The organism is Gulosibacter sediminis (assembly GCF_023370115.1).
Lineage (GTDB): Bacteria > Actinomycetota > Actinomycetes > Actinomycetales > Microbacteriaceae > Gulosibacter > Gulosibacter sediminis_A.
The window spans coordinates 57064-71253 of the sequence record NZ_CP097160.1; the positions used below are offsets into that span (position 1 = coordinate 57064).

A 14190-nucleotide genomic window follows, 5' to 3' on the forward strand; every position below is an offset into this window, starting at 1 on the left:
CCCCGCGAAGAATTGGCTTCATTCTCACTGCAGTGGCTGTCGGAATCTGCAGTGCGACCCAGGCGCGCGTGAACGGCTCGCTCGGCGCGTCGATCGCCTCCGGCGTGCACGCGGCGACAATTTCCTTCCTCGTCGGGCTGCTCGTGCTCATCCTCATCACGCTGCTCGTGCCGAGCGCGAAGCGGGGCCTTGGCTCCGTCGTCAGGGCGGTGCGCACACGCCATCTGCCCTGGTACGGCCTCGGCGGAGGCGTGCTCGGCGCCGTGTTCGTGCTCGCGCAGGGCGTCGCAGTGCCGACGCTCGGCGTCGCGATGTTCATGACCTCGATGGTGCTCGGGCAGCTGCTCGGCTCGCTGCTCGTTGACGCTACGGGCTTCCTCGGCGCTCCGAAGCGCAACCTCTCGGTGTTCCGTGTCGCCGGAGCCATCCTGACCGGCATCGCGGTCGTGGTGATTGGCCTCGGCACCGAACTCACCCTGGCGGCGCTGCCGCTCCTCGTGCTCGGCGTGTTCGCGGGGGCCTGTGTCTCGCTGCAGATGGCCGTCACCGGCCTCGTCAACGTGCACTCCGGCGAGGCGGTCGCACCCGGCCTCATTAACTTCTTCGTCGGCGCCGTGGTGCTCGCGCTCGCGGCGGTGCTCGCGCAGGCCGCCGGATGGGTCGCTCCAGCACCGCTGCCTGGCGCCGACGAGTGGTACCTCTATGTCGGCGGCGCCCTCGGCGTGCTCTACCTCATCGTCGTGGCGGCGGTGGTGCGCCACCTCGGCGTCTTCCTGCTCACGCTCTCGGTCGTCGCGGGCCAGCTCATCGGCGCGCTGCTGTTTGACCTCGCGGCCGGCCACGTCAGCATCCTCGTGCTCGTCGGGGTGCCGCTCGCCTTCTTGGGGATCGTGGTGGCCAACCTCAGCACGTTCCGTCGACCGGGTAACTAGCGCAGCGCATCCCCGTCGAGGTGCAGCCGCGTGACGAAATCGTCAACGGCCTGCCTCGTGGCGGGCTCGACCGGCCGCTCGAGGTCGCAGCCGAACACCGCGAACACGAGTTCGCGACCGCCGACCGTGCGCACCACGCCGGCGAGGGAGTGCACGGAGTTAATGAACCCGGTCTTCGCCGCCACGGCGTCACCGACGACCCGGTTCGCGCCGACGAAGCGGTTCGCCGCCATGGTGCTGCCAGTGCGCATGAGCCGTTCGGCCATGAGCCCGGCCGCGCCGTCGCCGCGGTGACCGCGCCGCAATAGCGCGGCGATCGTGCGGGGTGTCACGCGGTTTTCGTCGCTGAGTCCCGAGCCGTCAACGATGTTTGCCGTTGCAACGTCGAGCCCGAGTTCGGCCGCGACGGCCGTGAGCTCGCGATGCACCGAGGCGAACGAGGCGTCACCGCCGCGGGCGATGGCGACGAGCTTGCCGAGCGCCTCCGACAGGGCATTGTCGCTTGAGCGGAGAATCTCGCGCACGAGCTGTTCCACCGGGGCCGACTCGACCCGGGCAAGCTCTTCGCCGGGGAACTCCTCGTCGGCTCGGGCCCGACGCACCTCGGGGCCGCCGAGCAGCGCCGAGAAGTGTTTGGCGACGCGCGCGACGGGGTCGTCGGTGCGAGGGCTGTCGTCGAGCACCGGATCGTCGCGGTCGCCATCGACCTGGAGGGCGGAGATAAACGGGATATAGCCTTCGGGTGAGCGCCCCTCGACGTCCCATGACGCATGCCACTCGGCGCCAGCGAAGAGGCGATCATCGAGCACGACGCGGGTCACTTCGCCGATGCGCTCGCGGACCGCGGCGGCGAGCTCGTCGAGGTGCGCGGGGTGCGGATAGAACGTCGGTTGGCCGCTCGGCACGCGGCTGAGGGTGACATCGCCGCCGCCCACGAGCACGATCTCCCCTGGCTCGCGCCCGGTGAGCACGCGCGTCGGGATGCGGTGCTCCGGCCCGAGCACGTGCAGCGCGGCGGTGCCGGTGACCGTCTTCATGACGCTCGCGGTGGGCGTCGGCTCGTCAGGCTTGCGGGCGAGGAGCTCCTCACCTGAGGCGGCGTCGATGACGAGGTAGCGCGCATCCCGCAGCCGGGCGTCGGCGGCGGCCGCCCGGATGCGCTCGAGCGAGGGAGCGGCGACAGGGGCAGCCAGAGGTGCGCTCGCGTGCAGTTCGCGGCGCTTCGGCCGCGGGTCGACCCAGCCGAGCGCGTCGCCGATGAGGAGGCCGATCTCGGCCATCGTCTCGAGCACGGGGCCGCGGGCGTCCTCGCCCCGATCCCACTGTGCCAGCACGGCGAAGGCAATGCGCCGGGTCGGTGACATGACGACGCCGATGTCGGCGCGCACCGTCGACACGGTGCCGGTCTTGTTCCAAAACCACACGCCATTGTCGAAGGTGTTGTGGTCGGGTCCGTCGAGGTCGAACACCGAACCGACCATCGAGAGGTCCATGCCCGCGCCGAACCAACCGCGCAGCACATCCGCCGACGCCGCCGAGAGGTCGTCGCCGCGTTGCACGCGCGCGACGAAGTCGACGAGCTCACTCGCGTTGCCCTCCGAGAGGCGCGGCGCCATGCCGGGCGGAATGGGCCAGCGAATGATGTCGTTGAGCCGCGAGCGTTTGTAACCGAGCGCGCGGGTGTGCTCGGTCACCGCATCCAACCCCACGACCCGCGCGAGCGTGTTCGTCGCGAAATTGTCGCTCACGGCACCGATGAGCGCGCCGAGGTCGTAGAGCGAGAGCGTCGGCTGTTGCAGCAGCTGCCAGATGCCCGAGCCGCCAATCTTCTCGCTCGGCCGGCGCGCGACGACCTCGTCGAGCGAACGCGTGCCCTCGTCGACCTCGCGGAGCAGGCGATGCAAGAGAAACACCTTGCCGATGCTCGCGGTGCTGAGCACGCGGTCGGGCGTGTGGCTCAGCAGCTCCTCGCCCGTGTCGATGTCGCGCACGAGCACCGACCAGCGGCAGCCGAAGTCGTTGGGAAAACTGATGGTCATGCGTCGCCCTCTTCGTCGCGCGCGAGCCCTGTGACATGGCGGCGAATCTGCTCGCCGAGCTCGCGCATGGTGTCGATGGTGGTGGCCCGCTTGTCGCCGACCGCCCAGTTGGCGCCGACCGCGTAGGCCACGCCCGTCCGCGGCCCTCGTAGCACGCCGACGTCGATGCGCGCGGTCTCGATGCTGCCGGTTTTGTGCCGCAGCACCATGCCCTGATACTCGGGGCCGAGGTGCGCGAGCGGGTCGAGCAGCAGGGCGTCGGCGAGCATCGAGGTGTCGGCGTCGGAGCCAAGCCAGTCGAGCACCTGCCGCGACACTTCGCGCGAGACGATCTCGCCGCGGTCGAGCCGGCGCATAACGTCGGCGAGTTCGCGAGCGGTGCCGAACGACGGTGTCCACGGATGCTCGGGGCCGCGTTCGTCGCGGATGTAGTCGAGCAGCCCCGTGTTGCGCAGGCCGAGCTCGCCGGCGACGGCGCGCACGCGCTCGAGCCCGCAGAGGTGAATCAGCGCGTTGGTCGCGAGGTTGTCGCTGAACGCGGCCACGAGCAGCCCGGCGTCGGCGACCGCAATCTGCGGGTCGACGAAGCGGTAGAGGATGCCCGAGTCGGCCACTCGATGGGCGTCGGGAATCTCGATGCGCGCATCCGCCCGCAGCGTGCCGTCGAACAGCCGCCGCGCGACCTCGACCAGCAGGAAAATCTTGCCGACGCTCGCGGTCTTGAGCTGGGCATCCGGCTCGTGTTCGAGCAGCACTTCGTTGCTGTCGAGCTCGACGATGCGGATGCTCCAGCGCACCTCGGGCCGCAGCGGCGGCAGCGTGAAGGTCACCGATTACACCCCATCGGCGACGGGGCGGATGCTCGGGGCGGCATCGAGCAGCGTCTGCGTGTACTCGTGCTGCGGGTTGAGCAACACCTGCTCGGTTGGCCCGTGCTCGACGATCTCACCGTGATACATGACGGCGACCGTGTCGGCGATGTTCCAGGCGAGCCCGAGGTCGTGCGTGATGACGAGCGCAGCGAGGCCGAGGCGGCGCCGCAGCGAGAGCAGCAGGCCGAGAATCTCGCCGCGCACGGAGGCGTCGAGGGAGGCGACGGGCTCGTCGGCGATGAGCATTTCGGGCCCAAGCGCGAGCGCTCCGGCGATCACGACGCGCTGTCGCTGCCCGCCGGAGAGTTCCTGCGGAATCGCGTTGAAGAACTGTTCGGGTGGCGAGAGTTCGGCATCGATCAGGCTCTGATGCACGCGCTCCATCTCGTCGCCCGCGAAGCGCTGGATGCGCAGGCCCTCGGCGACTGACTCGTAGACGCTCATCTTCGGATTGAGCGCCGCCGAGGGGTCTTGCAGCACGAGCTGCACCTGGTTGTGGAATTCGCGCAGCGCCCGCCCCCGCGTCGGCAATGGTGCTCCATTGAACTGGATGCTCGACCCGGCGTCGGCGGGCTGCAGCCCGATGAGCGTGCGGGCGAGCGAGGACTTGCCCGAGCCCGATTGGCCAACGAGCGCGAGGATCTCGCCGCGACGCACCTGCAGGTCGACATCGCGCACCGCGCGCACGAGCCGCCCGCCCGTGCGATAGGTCACGCCAACGTGCTTCGCGTCGAGCAACACCGGGGCGTCTGCCGCGACCCCCGCATCGGCCGGTTCATCGGCCTCGGCGTGCCGGGTGACCGGCCGCAGGCGCGAATCGGGGTCGCCGATCGCCGGGAACGCGCTCGCGAGCTTGCGCGTGTACGGCTCGCGCGGTTCGAGGCAGATTTGCTGCGACGGACCGACTTCGACCAGCTCGCCGCCGCGCATCACCGCGATGCGCTCGCACGCCGTCGCGAGCACCGAGAGATCGTGGCTGATCATGAGCAGCGAGATGCCGCGCTCGGCGACGAGGTTCGAGATCATCGTGAGGATCTGTTCCTGCACGATCACGTCGAGCGCCGTCGTCGGCTCGTCGGCGATGATGATGTCGGGTTCGCAGGCGAGCGCCATCGCGATCATGACGCGCTGCCGCTGACCGCCAGAGAGCTCGTGCGGATACGCCTGCGCCTTTTCGGCCGGCAGATCGACGTCGGCGAGCAGCTGCGCCACGCGCTGCTTGCGGGCCGCTTCGGTCTTCCACGAATCTGTGATGTGCAGTTCGAGCGCCTCGATGATCTGCTGCCCGACGGTGCGCACCGGGTTGAGCGAGTGCATCGCGCCCTGGAAGATGATCGACGCTTCAGCCCAGCGCAGCGCGCGCAGCTGGCCGAAGTTGAGCTCGGCGAGGTCGGTGTCGCCGATCAGCACCCGGCCCGTGAGCTTCGAGGTCTTCGGCAGCAGCCGCAGCACGCTCATGACGAGCGTCGACTTGCCTGAACCCGACTCTCCCGCGATGCCGAGGGTCGAGCCCGAGGGCAGCTCGAGCGTCACGTTCTTCACGGCGTGCACCTCGCCGCGGTCGTTGCGGCCCGAGGTGCGGTAGACGATCGAGACGTCTTCAAACAGCAGGTCGGGCATCAGCGCTTCCTTAGCGTCGGGTTGAGGATGTTCTCTACGGCGCGACCGATGAGCGTGAACGCGAGCACGACGAGCACGATCGCAAGGCCGGGAATGAGGATGTACCACCAGTAGCCGTTCGAGGCACTGGATGCGTCGGTCGCGTTCTTGAGGATCGTGCCCCACGACTGCGTGAGCGGGTCGCCGAGGCCGAGGAACGCAAGGGTCGATTCGGCGATGATCGCCGAGCCGATCGTGAGGGTGGTGTTCGCGAGCACGAGCGGCAGCACGCCCGGCAGCAGGTGCTTCAGCATGAGGTGCCAGTGGCCGGCGCCGAGGGCGCGCGAGCGTTCGATGTAGTCGCGCGACTCGACTGCGAGGGTCTGGGCGCGCACGACGCGGGCGGTGCCGGCCCACGAGGTGAGGCCGATCGCGATGATGATCGTGAGCGTGCCGCGTTCAAGCACCGACGAGAGCACGATCGCGAGGATCAGCGAGGGCAGCACGAGGAAGAAGTCGATGATGCGCATCATCAGGCCGCCGAACCAGCCGCGGAAGTGACCCGCGGCCATGCCGACGATCGTGCCGATGATCATCGACATCGCGGTTGCGGCGATGCCGACGGCGAGGGAGGAGCGTGCGCCCCAGACCATGCGCACCCAGAGCTCGCGGCCCTGGTTGTCGGTGCCGAGCAGGTGCTCGGCCGAAGGTGGCGCGAAGCGGTCGGGGGTGCCGATCTTCGTGACGTCGAGCATCCAGTCGGGCGCGATGATCGGCGCGATGAGGGCGATGGCGCCGACGATGACGAGGAACACGAAGCCGAACATGCCGGCCTTGTAGGCCGAGAAGTCGCGGCAGAACTGCGAGAACGATTTCCACTGCCGGGCCCGGGCCATCTGGCCGGGGGAGCGGGTTGCCGTGATGGTCATGCGCGCCTCACTCGGGGGTCGAGCTGGCGGTAGATGAGGTCGGCCAGCAGATTCATGACGATGATGATGGCCGAGAACACGACGAACGTGCCCTGCAGCAGCGGGAGGTCGGGGCCCTGGATGGCCTCGAAGGTGAGCTTGCCGAGGCCCGGCCACGAGAACACCGTTTCGACCGTGACCGCGCCGGCGATGAGACCGCCGATGTGCATGAACACGAGGGTCACGGTGGGCAGCAGCGCGTTCGGCACGGCGTGGCGCTCGCGCACGAGATCCTCGCGCAGGCCCTTCGCGCGGGCGGTCGTCAGGTAGTCGGCGTTCATCTCCTCGATGAGCGAGGAGCGCATGACCATGAGGTACTGCGCGAACACCACTGCGACCATCGTGAGCACCGGCAGCACCATGTGTGCGATGACGTCGAGCGTGAGCCCGAGCGGATCAGTGGGTGCCCCGGGCGAGCGCATGCCGCCCGTCGGGAACCAGCGCAGGGTGCCGCCAAAGACCATGAGCAGGATCAGGCCGAGCCAGAACGTTGGCACCGACCAGAACACGAGCGAGACGCCCGAGGCGATCTTGTCGAACATCCCGCCGTGCCGCCACGCCGAGCGCTGGCCGAGCCAGAGCCCGAGGGCGATCGCGAGGATCGCGGCGGTGCCGGTGAGCAGGATCGTCGGCCAGAAGTACTGCCCGATGAGCTCGGAAACCGGCCGACGATAGACGTAGCTCTCGCCGAAGTTGAGGGTGAAGACGTTGCCGATGAAGTCGAAGAACTGCTGGAACAGCGGCTTGTTCAGGCCGTACTGCTCGCGCAGCGTCTCGATCTGCTCGGCCGACATGGGCCGCTCCCGGGCGATCTTGGCGACAGGGTCGCCCGGGAGCAGCTTAAAGGCGAAGAAGCCGAGCAATACCACCATCACGAGGCTGATCGCCGCCCCGCCAAGCTTGGCGCCGAGGTAGCGCCAGAACGAGGAATCGCGTTGCGGTTCCTCCGCCTGCGCGGTGGTTTGAATAGCGGATGTTGACGGTGGTACTGCATTCGACATGTCGGCTCGCTTCGGCGTTGTTACTCGATGTCCGCGGACTTCTTGCGGCGCGAGATCATCACCACGACGACGATCGCGGCAACCACCACGACACCGCCGATGACGATCCACAGGCCGGTCTGCGAACCGCCGCCCGAACCGCTCTCGCCCACCGGGGTCACGTCCATGAAGCCCCAGTAGCCGGACTGGTTCGCGATGATGCCGTTGTCGGTCGGCATCTTCGTGAAGTTCTCGAAGCGGTCAGAGCGGTAGGCCTCGAGCTGGTTCGGGTAGTAGAGCGCGACCTGCACCGAAGCGGTGTAGTTCATCGCGAGCATCTCGTGCACGAGCTCGACGCGAGCATCATGGTCGAGCTCGGTGCGCTGCTGCTCGTAGAGCGAGTCGAACTCCTCATCGCAGTAGCCGTCCTGCGTCGTGCCGCCGTTGCCCTCGGTGTCGGTGGGCAGGTTGGCGCAGGTGTTGATACTGAGCTGGTAGTCGGGGTCGGGGCCGAGCGACCATCCCGAGAAGTACATGTCGTAGTTCCCCGCGGTGGTGTTCGCTGAGAGGGTGTCGCTGTCGGTGGCCTCGACCTTGAGGTCGATGCCGATGTCGGCCATCCACGGCTGGATGTACTCCGAGAGCGCCTGCTCGGTCGGGTCGGAACCGTCGATCTGCAGGGTCAGTGTGAGCTTTTCCCCGTCTTTCTCACGAATGCCGTCGGCGCCCTCGGTCCAGCCGGCCTCGTCAAGCTGCGTGCGCGCGGCCTCGGGGTCGAACTCCATAATCGAGGGGTCGTCCTCGGGCAGCATCCAGGTCTCGTAGCTCGCGGGCACGAAGCTCGTGGCGTGCACGCCCTGGCCGTCCATGACGTTGTCGAGCAATGCCTGGCTGTCGATGCCCTTGCGGATCGCCTGGCGCACCTCGACGTCGGCGAGCGCGGGGCTCGAGTTGCCGTAGGCCTCGCCGTCACGGGTGACCTGCCCCGGGTTGATGGCGATGGACGTGTAGCGGCGGCCCTCGCCGGAGCTCGTGGTGATGCCCTCTTCGCCCTCAAGCGCGCTGAACTGCTGCGGCGTGAGGCCCGAGATGAAGTCGATGTCACCGGCGCGCAGCGCCTGGATCGACGCGTCGTTATCGGTGTAGTAGACGTACTGGAGCTGGTCGATACTCGGAGCACCGCGCCAGAAGTCCGGGTTCGCCTTGAGTACGAAGCCCTCATTCGGTGAGTAGCTCTCGAGGATGTACGGGCCCGAACCGACCACGTCGGCGTCGTTCGGATACTCCGACGGGTTGTCGATTTCGCTCCAGATGTGCTCGGGCACGACCGGAATCTCCTGGCCGGGCACGGGGGCCTGCGGCGCAGTGAGGTTGATGATCAGCGTCGTGTCGTCAGGCGCTTCGACCGATTCGAAGTTGCTCACGAGGCTGCCGTTGGCGGTGCCCATGAGGTCGTCTTCCATCATCTGGTCGTAGGTCCATTTGACGTCCTCGGCCGTGATTGGCTCGCCGTCGGACCAGGTCATGCCCTCGCGGATCTTGTAGACCCAGCGAGCACCGTCCTCCTCGGTCTCCCACGATTCGGCGAGGCCCTCGGTCGGCGAGCCGTCCTCGGCGCTGTACTGCACGAGGTTCTCGTACATGTACCGCAGCGCGTTGGTCGGCGTGAGGTAGATCGAGGTGAAGGGATTGAATGAGTCGATGAAGCCCGAGGTGGCCAGGCGCATGGTGGTGGCGCTGACGGCCGACTCGGACGGCGATGCCACAACGGGCCCCGCGGGCGACAGCGAGAGTCCGACTGCAGCAGCGGTTAACGCGGCCGCGGTGCGAAACGCCAGAGGTCGAATTTTGGTTCGCAACGTGGATCCTTTCAGCCGCGAGTTCATCTTTGACCCGCGGTTGCACTTGATTATTACCGGGAGATTTCCAGCGGTCAATAGATCCGTTACGTATCCTGAACCCAAATGCGATTGGAATCCGCGAGATGCCCGCGATTTCCCATATGCATGCGCGCTCATTGATGCAGGATGCGTAACGCATCTTGGCACGTACTGTCGCGGAACCGCGCGTGGGAATCACCGAATTTGCAGGAATTGCTGCAATTGAACGATTCGCTCGTTGAGGGATGCGAGGCTCGCGTGCTCGGTGGTGGCGTGCGCGCCGGCGCCGCGCGGTCCGAGCCCGTCGACTGTCGGGATGCCTGCCGCGCCGAGGAAGTTCGTGTCGCCGCCGCCGGCGGCGGGTCGCCCCTCAAGGCCGAGTTCACGGGCGAGCGCCTCGTCGGCGGGGCTCGGCTGCCAGGTCGGGCGCTGACTGAGGCGAGTGACGCGCAGGGTCGCGCCGGGGCGGATGGGCGCGAGCGCGGCGAGGTGGTCGAGTACCCGCGCCTCCGACTCGGCATCGGCGAAGCGCAGCCCGAGCTCGGCGTGTGCCGCATCGGGGATCACGTTTGCGCGCCCGCCGCCGTGCACCGTGCCCACATTGCAGAGCACGGGGCTCGAGAGGCCCGGGTCGCTCGTGATGGCGCGCACGCGCAACAGCTGGTCGATGAGCTCGTCGATGGCCGAGACGCCGGCCTCGGGGTCGAGGGCGGCATGGGATGCGCGGCCGGTGACCTCGAGGCGCAATCGGCAGCTGCCGCGGCGCCCAATCTTCAGGGCGCCGTCGGGGTGCGGTGACTCGAAGCCGATGGCCGCGGATGCGCCCTCGGCGCAGCGCAGCACGAAGTCGCGCGAGTTTGGCGACCCGACCTCCTCATCGCACACGAGGGCGATGCGCACGGCCCGATGCGGCAGTCCGCGTAGGGCGCGCAGCGCGTGCACCATGGCGACAATGCCCGACTTCATGTCGAAGACGCCGGGGCCGTGCACGGCGTCGTCGTCGACTCGCCACGGAACCTCGCCCGCGAGCGTACCGACGGGCCATACGGTGTCGAGGTGGCCGACCAGGAGTACCGGGGCGCCCTCGCCTGCGAGCTCGGCGCGCAGGTTCGTGCCCGCCGGGGTGACCTCCGTCGCGACGGTGGCGCCGCAGGCCTCGAGCTCGACGGCGAGCAGTTCGGCCAGCCGCGCGGTCGCGGCGGTGTCGTTCGACGGTGATTCGATGTGCACAAGGCGATGCAGCAGTGCTAAGGGTTCGGAATCACGCATGTTAGGAAACGTATCCTTCCCTTGTGAGCGACGCAATGGCGCTATATGCTCACGATCAACTCTGCACGACGGGGAACTATAGGAGACGTATGATGGCGCATCAGTCGTCACTCGTGGGGCGGCGCCTGGCTGGTGCCGACGAGTTGCACGAGGCCGCCGAGCTCTACACCCGGGTGTTTCGGTACGAGCCAAAGCGGGTCAACCTAAATCCCCTTCTCGTGCAGGCGATTATTCGCAACGGTGGCTCGGCCGTCGGCGTCTACGACGATGACCGCATCGTTGGCTTTGCCTATGGCTTCGCGGGGCGCGACCGCGATCGCGTCGACTTTCATTACTCGCAGGCGGCCGTCGTGGCACCCGAATACCAGGGCCGCGGCATCGGGCGCCTGCTCAAGCTGCTGCAGCGCGATGTCGCGCTCGAGTGGGGGCACGAGCGGATGCGCTGGGCCTTCGACCCGCTCGTCGCGCGCAACGGCCACTTCAACCTCAACACCCTCGGTGCGGTCGGGCTCGGCTTTCACCCCGACTACTACGACCGGGCCGACACCGACCGCATCATGGTCGAGTGGGACCTCACTGGTTCGACGGCGCGTGAGGCCAGTCCGGCCCCGGTGCTGACGAGCGCGGACTGGGGTGCGATCGTCCGCGACGAGGAGCGCGCCTGGATCGGCGTGCCGCGCCATACGCCGCCGCTGGGCTCGACCGAACGCGAGCGAGTCGCCAGCCGGGTGCGCGCATCCCTCGACGGACTGCTGCGGGCCGGCAATGTGCTCGTGGATTGCCTCGTGGTCTCCGAAGACACCTCGGTGTACCTCGCGGTGCCGAGAGAACCAGGGGGCCGGTCATGAGCGAAGAAGACCTCAACCGCAGCCTCGTCTCGCCACGCGACCGCTTCGGCAATCGCGTGCGCAAGAACCTGAGTGCCGCGACGATGCAGGAGCGCGTCGTCGCGAGCGACACCCGCGCCCTCGCGGACACCTACGCGCGCCTCGACGAGAGCGGTGCGGCGCAGCAGGCCGCCGCCGTCGTGCTCGGCGCGCGCCGGCGCTTCATTGCAGGCGAGGGCAAAAGCGCTGCCTACGCGCTGCTGCTCGCGACCGACCTCTCGGCGACACTTTCGAACATCCACCTCATCGAGGGCCGCGCGCTCACCCCGATCGTGGCGCTCACCGATGTGCGCGAGACCGACGTGCTCATCGTCTTCGCGATGCGCCGCTACAGCGCCGAAGTGATCCGTCTCGGGCGACTTTTCCATGAGGCCGGGGGGCAGCTCATCTGCATCACCGACAGTGAGTCGGCGCCGCTCGTCGACCTCGCGAACGTCGTGATCATCGTCGACACCGGCTCTGCCTCGTACGCCGACAGCCCCACGCCGGTCGTCGCCGTGGCGCACCTGCTCAGCACGCTCATCTCGGCGAGCGCGAAGGGGGCCCGCCGTCGGCTCACCGAGCGCGACCGACTCGCCCAGGAGCTCGGGCTCTACGAGCCCGATGAGGAGGCGCTCAGTGAGAATTGACCGCATCCGCCTCTTTGAGGTATCGCTGCCGCTGCGCCGCAGCTTTGAGACGAGTTCGCACCGGAAGAGCGCGATCACGCACGCGCTCGTCGAAGCCACGAGCGCCGACGGTGCGGTTGGCTGGGGTGAGATCGCGACGCCGCAGGACCCCTTCTTTGGCGCTGAGACGACCGGTACTGCCTGGCTCGTCGCGCCCGAGTTCCTCGCGCCCGCCGTGCTCGATCGCGAGTGGGCGCATCCCAAAGAGCTCGAGGCCGCGTGGGCGAAGGTGCGTGGCCACGAGTTTGCGAAGGCCGGCTTCGTTGGCGCGGCGTGGGATCTATTCGCGCAGTACGAGGGCCGCTCGCTCGCCTCGGTGCTCGGCGGCACCCGCGAGGTCGTGCAGGCCGGCGTCTCGCTCGGCATTGAACCATCGATTGACGCCCTGCTCGAGCAGGTGCAGCGGCAGCTCGACGCCGGATACTCGCGCGTCAAGCTGAAGATCGCGCCCGGCTGGGATTTGGAACCGGTCACGGCGGTGCGGGCCGCGCATCCGCACCTCGACCTCCACGTCGACGCGAACGGCGCGTACGACTGGAGCGATGAGGTTGCCGAGTTGTTTGAACGGCTCGATGCGAGCGCACTCACGATGATTGAGCAGCCCTTCGGCGTGCGCGATTTTCTCGCGCATCAGCAGCTCCAGCGGCGCATCGCCACGCCGATCTGCCTCGACGAGTCGGTCGTGCAACTCGACGACCTTGAGACGATGGTCCGGCTCGACGCCGGGCGCATCCTCAACGTCAAGGTGTCGCGGATGGGTGGGCTCACGCAGGCGCGCCGGGCGCACGACCGCGCGAGCGAGCTCGGCGTGCCGGTGTGGTGTGGCGGGATGCACGAGTTCGGCATCGGTCGCGCCGCGAACGTCGCCGTGTCGTCACTGCCGAACTTCTCACTGCCCTCTGATGTCTCGGGCAGCGACAAGTACTACGAGGAAGACATCATCCAACCCGCGGTCGCCGCGCAAGGCGGCACCGTCGCGGTACCGAAGGTGCCCGGCCTCGGCTACGAGGTGCGGGCCGATCGCATCACCGAACTGGCCAAGCGAGTGTGGGACTCCGCCGCCGCGCGGGTTCCGGAAGCAGAGGAAGTATGAGCCCGAAATACCAGGTCATTGACGGTCACAACGACTTCGCGTGGGAGTGCCGCAAGCAGTTCGCGTACTCGACCGAGCCGTTCGAGGGACCGATTGCGACGACGCAGACTGACTATCCGCGGCTGCAGGCGGGCGGCGTTGCGGGCCAGTTCTGGTCGGTGTGGGTGAACCCCGACAAGGTCTCCGGGGCTGAGCAGGTTGTCGCGACGCTTGAGCAGATCGATTTCGTGCGCCGGCTCATTCACGACTACCCCGACCGTCTCGCGTTCACACCGACCGCTGCCGAGGCGCGCGCCGCGATTGCCGAGGGCAAGATCGCCTCGCTGCTCGGCGTCGAGGGCGGCGCGCAAATTCACGGCTCGCTCGCGGTGCTGCGCAACTATGCGCGGCTCGGCGCGCGGTACATGACGCTGACGTGGTCGCGCACCATTGATTGGGCCGACTCGGCGACCGACGAGGCACGCCACGGCGGCCTCACCGACTTCGGCCGAGAGGTTGTGCGCGAGATGAACCGCATCGGCGTGCTCGTCGACCTCTCGCACGTCGCGCCGTCGACGATGCGGGATGCGCTCGAGGTGACACAGCGCCCGCCGATGGTGAGTCACTCGGGTGCGATCGGCGTCAATGATCACCCGCGCAACGTGCCCGACGATGTGCTCGCCGAGATCGGCGCGCGCGACGGGGTCGCGATGGTGACGTTCGTGCCCTCGTTCCTCACGACCGAAGAGCCGGTGACGGTGAAGCACGCCGCCGACCACGTCGACCACTTCCGCGAAGTGGCGGGCGTGCACGCCGTCGGCCTCGGCGGCGACTTCGACGGCTCGGCCGACATGCCCGTCGGGCTCGAGGACGTCGGCGGGTATCCGGCGCTGTTCGAAGAGCTCGAGCGTCGCGGCTGGAGTGAGCAGGAGCTGCGAGGCCTCGGCACCGAGAACGTGTTGCGCGTGCTCGAAGCATCCGACCCTGACTACCGCGCATTTCTCTCGGAGGTCGAACGATGACC

General features: G+C 68.1%; 12 protein-coding genes. 5 read left to right on the forward strand and 7 right to left on the reverse strand.

Features of this window, described 5'->3' with window-relative positions; all coding sequences use genetic code 11:
- The first annotated feature begins 32 nt into the window (after positions 1–32).
- Positions 33–932 carry a DMT family transporter gene (locus M3M28_RS00280; RefSeq protein WP_249386867.1) on the forward strand — a complete coding sequence of 300 codons (900 nt, stop codon included), beginning with the start codon at positions 33–35 and terminating at the stop codon, positions 930–932.
- Here M3M28_RS00280 and M3M28_RS00285 read toward each other — a convergent pair.
- From M3M28_RS00285 to M3M28_RS00315, 7 genes are all read right to left on the reverse strand, one after another.
- A complete protein-coding gene (locus tag M3M28_RS00285) occupies positions 929–2971 on the reverse strand; it encodes a D-alanyl-D-alanine carboxypeptidase (protein ID WP_249386868.1) in 2043 nt (680 codons plus the stop codon). The two genes, M3M28_RS00280 and M3M28_RS00285, sit on opposite strands and share 4 nt — an antisense overlap.
- A complete protein-coding gene (locus tag M3M28_RS00290) occupies positions 2968–3801 on the reverse strand; it encodes a serine hydrolase (protein WP_249386869.1) in 834 nt (277 codons plus the stop codon). The genes M3M28_RS00285 and M3M28_RS00290 overlap by 4 nt, the downstream gene beginning before the upstream one ends.
- 3 nt (positions 3802–3804) lie before the next feature.
- Entirely contained in the window at positions 3805–5463 is a 1659-nt protein-coding gene (locus M3M28_RS00295) for an ATP-binding cassette domain-containing protein (RefSeq protein ID WP_249386870.1), read from the reverse strand.
- The gene (locus tag M3M28_RS00300; RefSeq protein ID WP_249386871.1) at positions 5463–6371 is read right to left on the reverse strand and encodes an ABC transporter permease; all 909 of its coding nucleotides are present in this window, start codon (positions 6369–6371) and stop codon (positions 5463–5465) included. Before M3M28_RS00300 ends, M3M28_RS00295 begins: the two co-directional genes overlap by 1 nt.
- The gene (locus M3M28_RS00305; protein WP_249386872.1) at positions 6368–7411 is read right to left on the reverse strand and encodes an ABC transporter permease; all 1044 of its coding nucleotides are present in this window, start codon (positions 7409–7411) and stop codon (positions 6368–6370) included. Before M3M28_RS00305 ends, M3M28_RS00300 begins: the two co-directional genes overlap by 4 nt.
- 20 nt (positions 7412–7431) lie before the next feature.
- Complete coding sequence (locus M3M28_RS00310; protein WP_249386873.1) at positions 7432–9156, reverse strand: ABC transporter substrate-binding protein; 1725 nt, start codon at positions 9154–9156, stop codon at positions 7432–7434.
- A gap of 309 nt (positions 9157–9465) precedes the next feature.
- The gene (locus M3M28_RS00315) at positions 9466–10539 is read right to left on the reverse strand and encodes a M20/M25/M40 family metallo-hydrolase (RefSeq protein WP_249386874.1); all 1074 of its coding nucleotides are present in this window, start codon (positions 10537–10539) and stop codon (positions 9466–9468) included.
- Between the two features lie 92 nt (positions 10540–10631).
- Here M3M28_RS00315 and M3M28_RS00320 point away from each other — a divergent pair, with 92 nt between their 5' ends.
- The 4 genes from M3M28_RS00320 to M3M28_RS00335 are packed head-to-tail and all read left to right on the forward strand — an operon-like array spanning position 10632 to position 14188.
- Complete coding sequence (locus M3M28_RS00320; protein ID WP_249386875.1) at positions 10632–11387, forward strand: GNAT family N-acetyltransferase; 756 nt, start codon at positions 10632–10634, stop codon at positions 11385–11387.
- Positions 11384–12055, forward strand: coding sequence for a MurR/RpiR family transcriptional regulator (locus M3M28_RS00325; RefSeq protein WP_249386876.1), 672 nt, complete (start codon positions 11384–11386; stop codon positions 12053–12055). The genes M3M28_RS00320 and M3M28_RS00325 overlap by 4 nt, the downstream gene beginning before the upstream one ends.
- Complete coding sequence (gene menC / locus M3M28_RS00330; RefSeq protein WP_249386877.1) at positions 12045–13187, forward strand: o-succinylbenzoate synthase; 1143 nt, start codon at positions 12045–12047, stop codon at positions 13185–13187. Before M3M28_RS00325 ends, menC begins: the two co-directional genes overlap by 11 nt.
- Positions 13184–14188 (forward strand): dipeptidase, encoded by a 1005-nt coding sequence (locus tag M3M28_RS00335; RefSeq protein WP_249386878.1) that lies wholly within the window; start codon positions 13184–13186, stop codon positions 14186–14188. Before menC ends, M3M28_RS00335 begins: the two co-directional genes overlap by 4 nt.
- The last annotated feature ends 2 nt before the right edge of the window (positions 14189–14190 follow it).

Excerpts from the sequence above, each read along its gene's own strand:
- M3M28_RS00325 (WP_249386876.1), top strand. The coding sequence starts at position 11,384 with ATGAGCGAAGAAGACCTCAACCGCAGCCTCGTCTCGCCACGCGACCGC.
- M3M28_RS00315 (WP_249386874.1), bottom strand. The coding sequence starts at position 10,539 with ATGCGTGATTCCGAACCCTTAGCACTGCTGCATCGCCTTGTGCACATC.
- M3M28_RS00335 (WP_249386878.1), top strand. The coding sequence starts at position 13,184 with ATGAGCCCGAAATACCAGGTCATTGACGGTCACAACGACTTCGCGTGG.
- M3M28_RS00285 (WP_249386868.1), bottom strand. The coding sequence starts at position 2,971 with ATGACCATCAGTTTTCCCAACGACTTCGGCTGCCGCTGGTCGGTGCTC.
- M3M28_RS00305 (WP_249386872.1), bottom strand. The coding sequence starts at position 7,411 with ATGTCGAATGCAGTACCACCGTCAACATCCGCTATTCAAACCACCGCG.
- M3M28_RS00300 (WP_249386871.1), bottom strand. The coding sequence starts at position 6,371 with ATGACCATCACGGCAACCCGCTCCCCCGGCCAGATGGCCCGGGCCCGG.
- M3M28_RS00295 (WP_249386870.1), bottom strand. The coding sequence starts at position 5,463 with ATGCCCGACCTGCTGTTTGAAGACGTCTCGATCGTCTACCGCACCTCG.
- M3M28_RS00320 (WP_249386875.1), top strand. The coding sequence starts at position 10,632 with ATGGCGCATCAGTCGTCACTCGTGGGGCGGCGCCTGGCTGGTGCCGAC.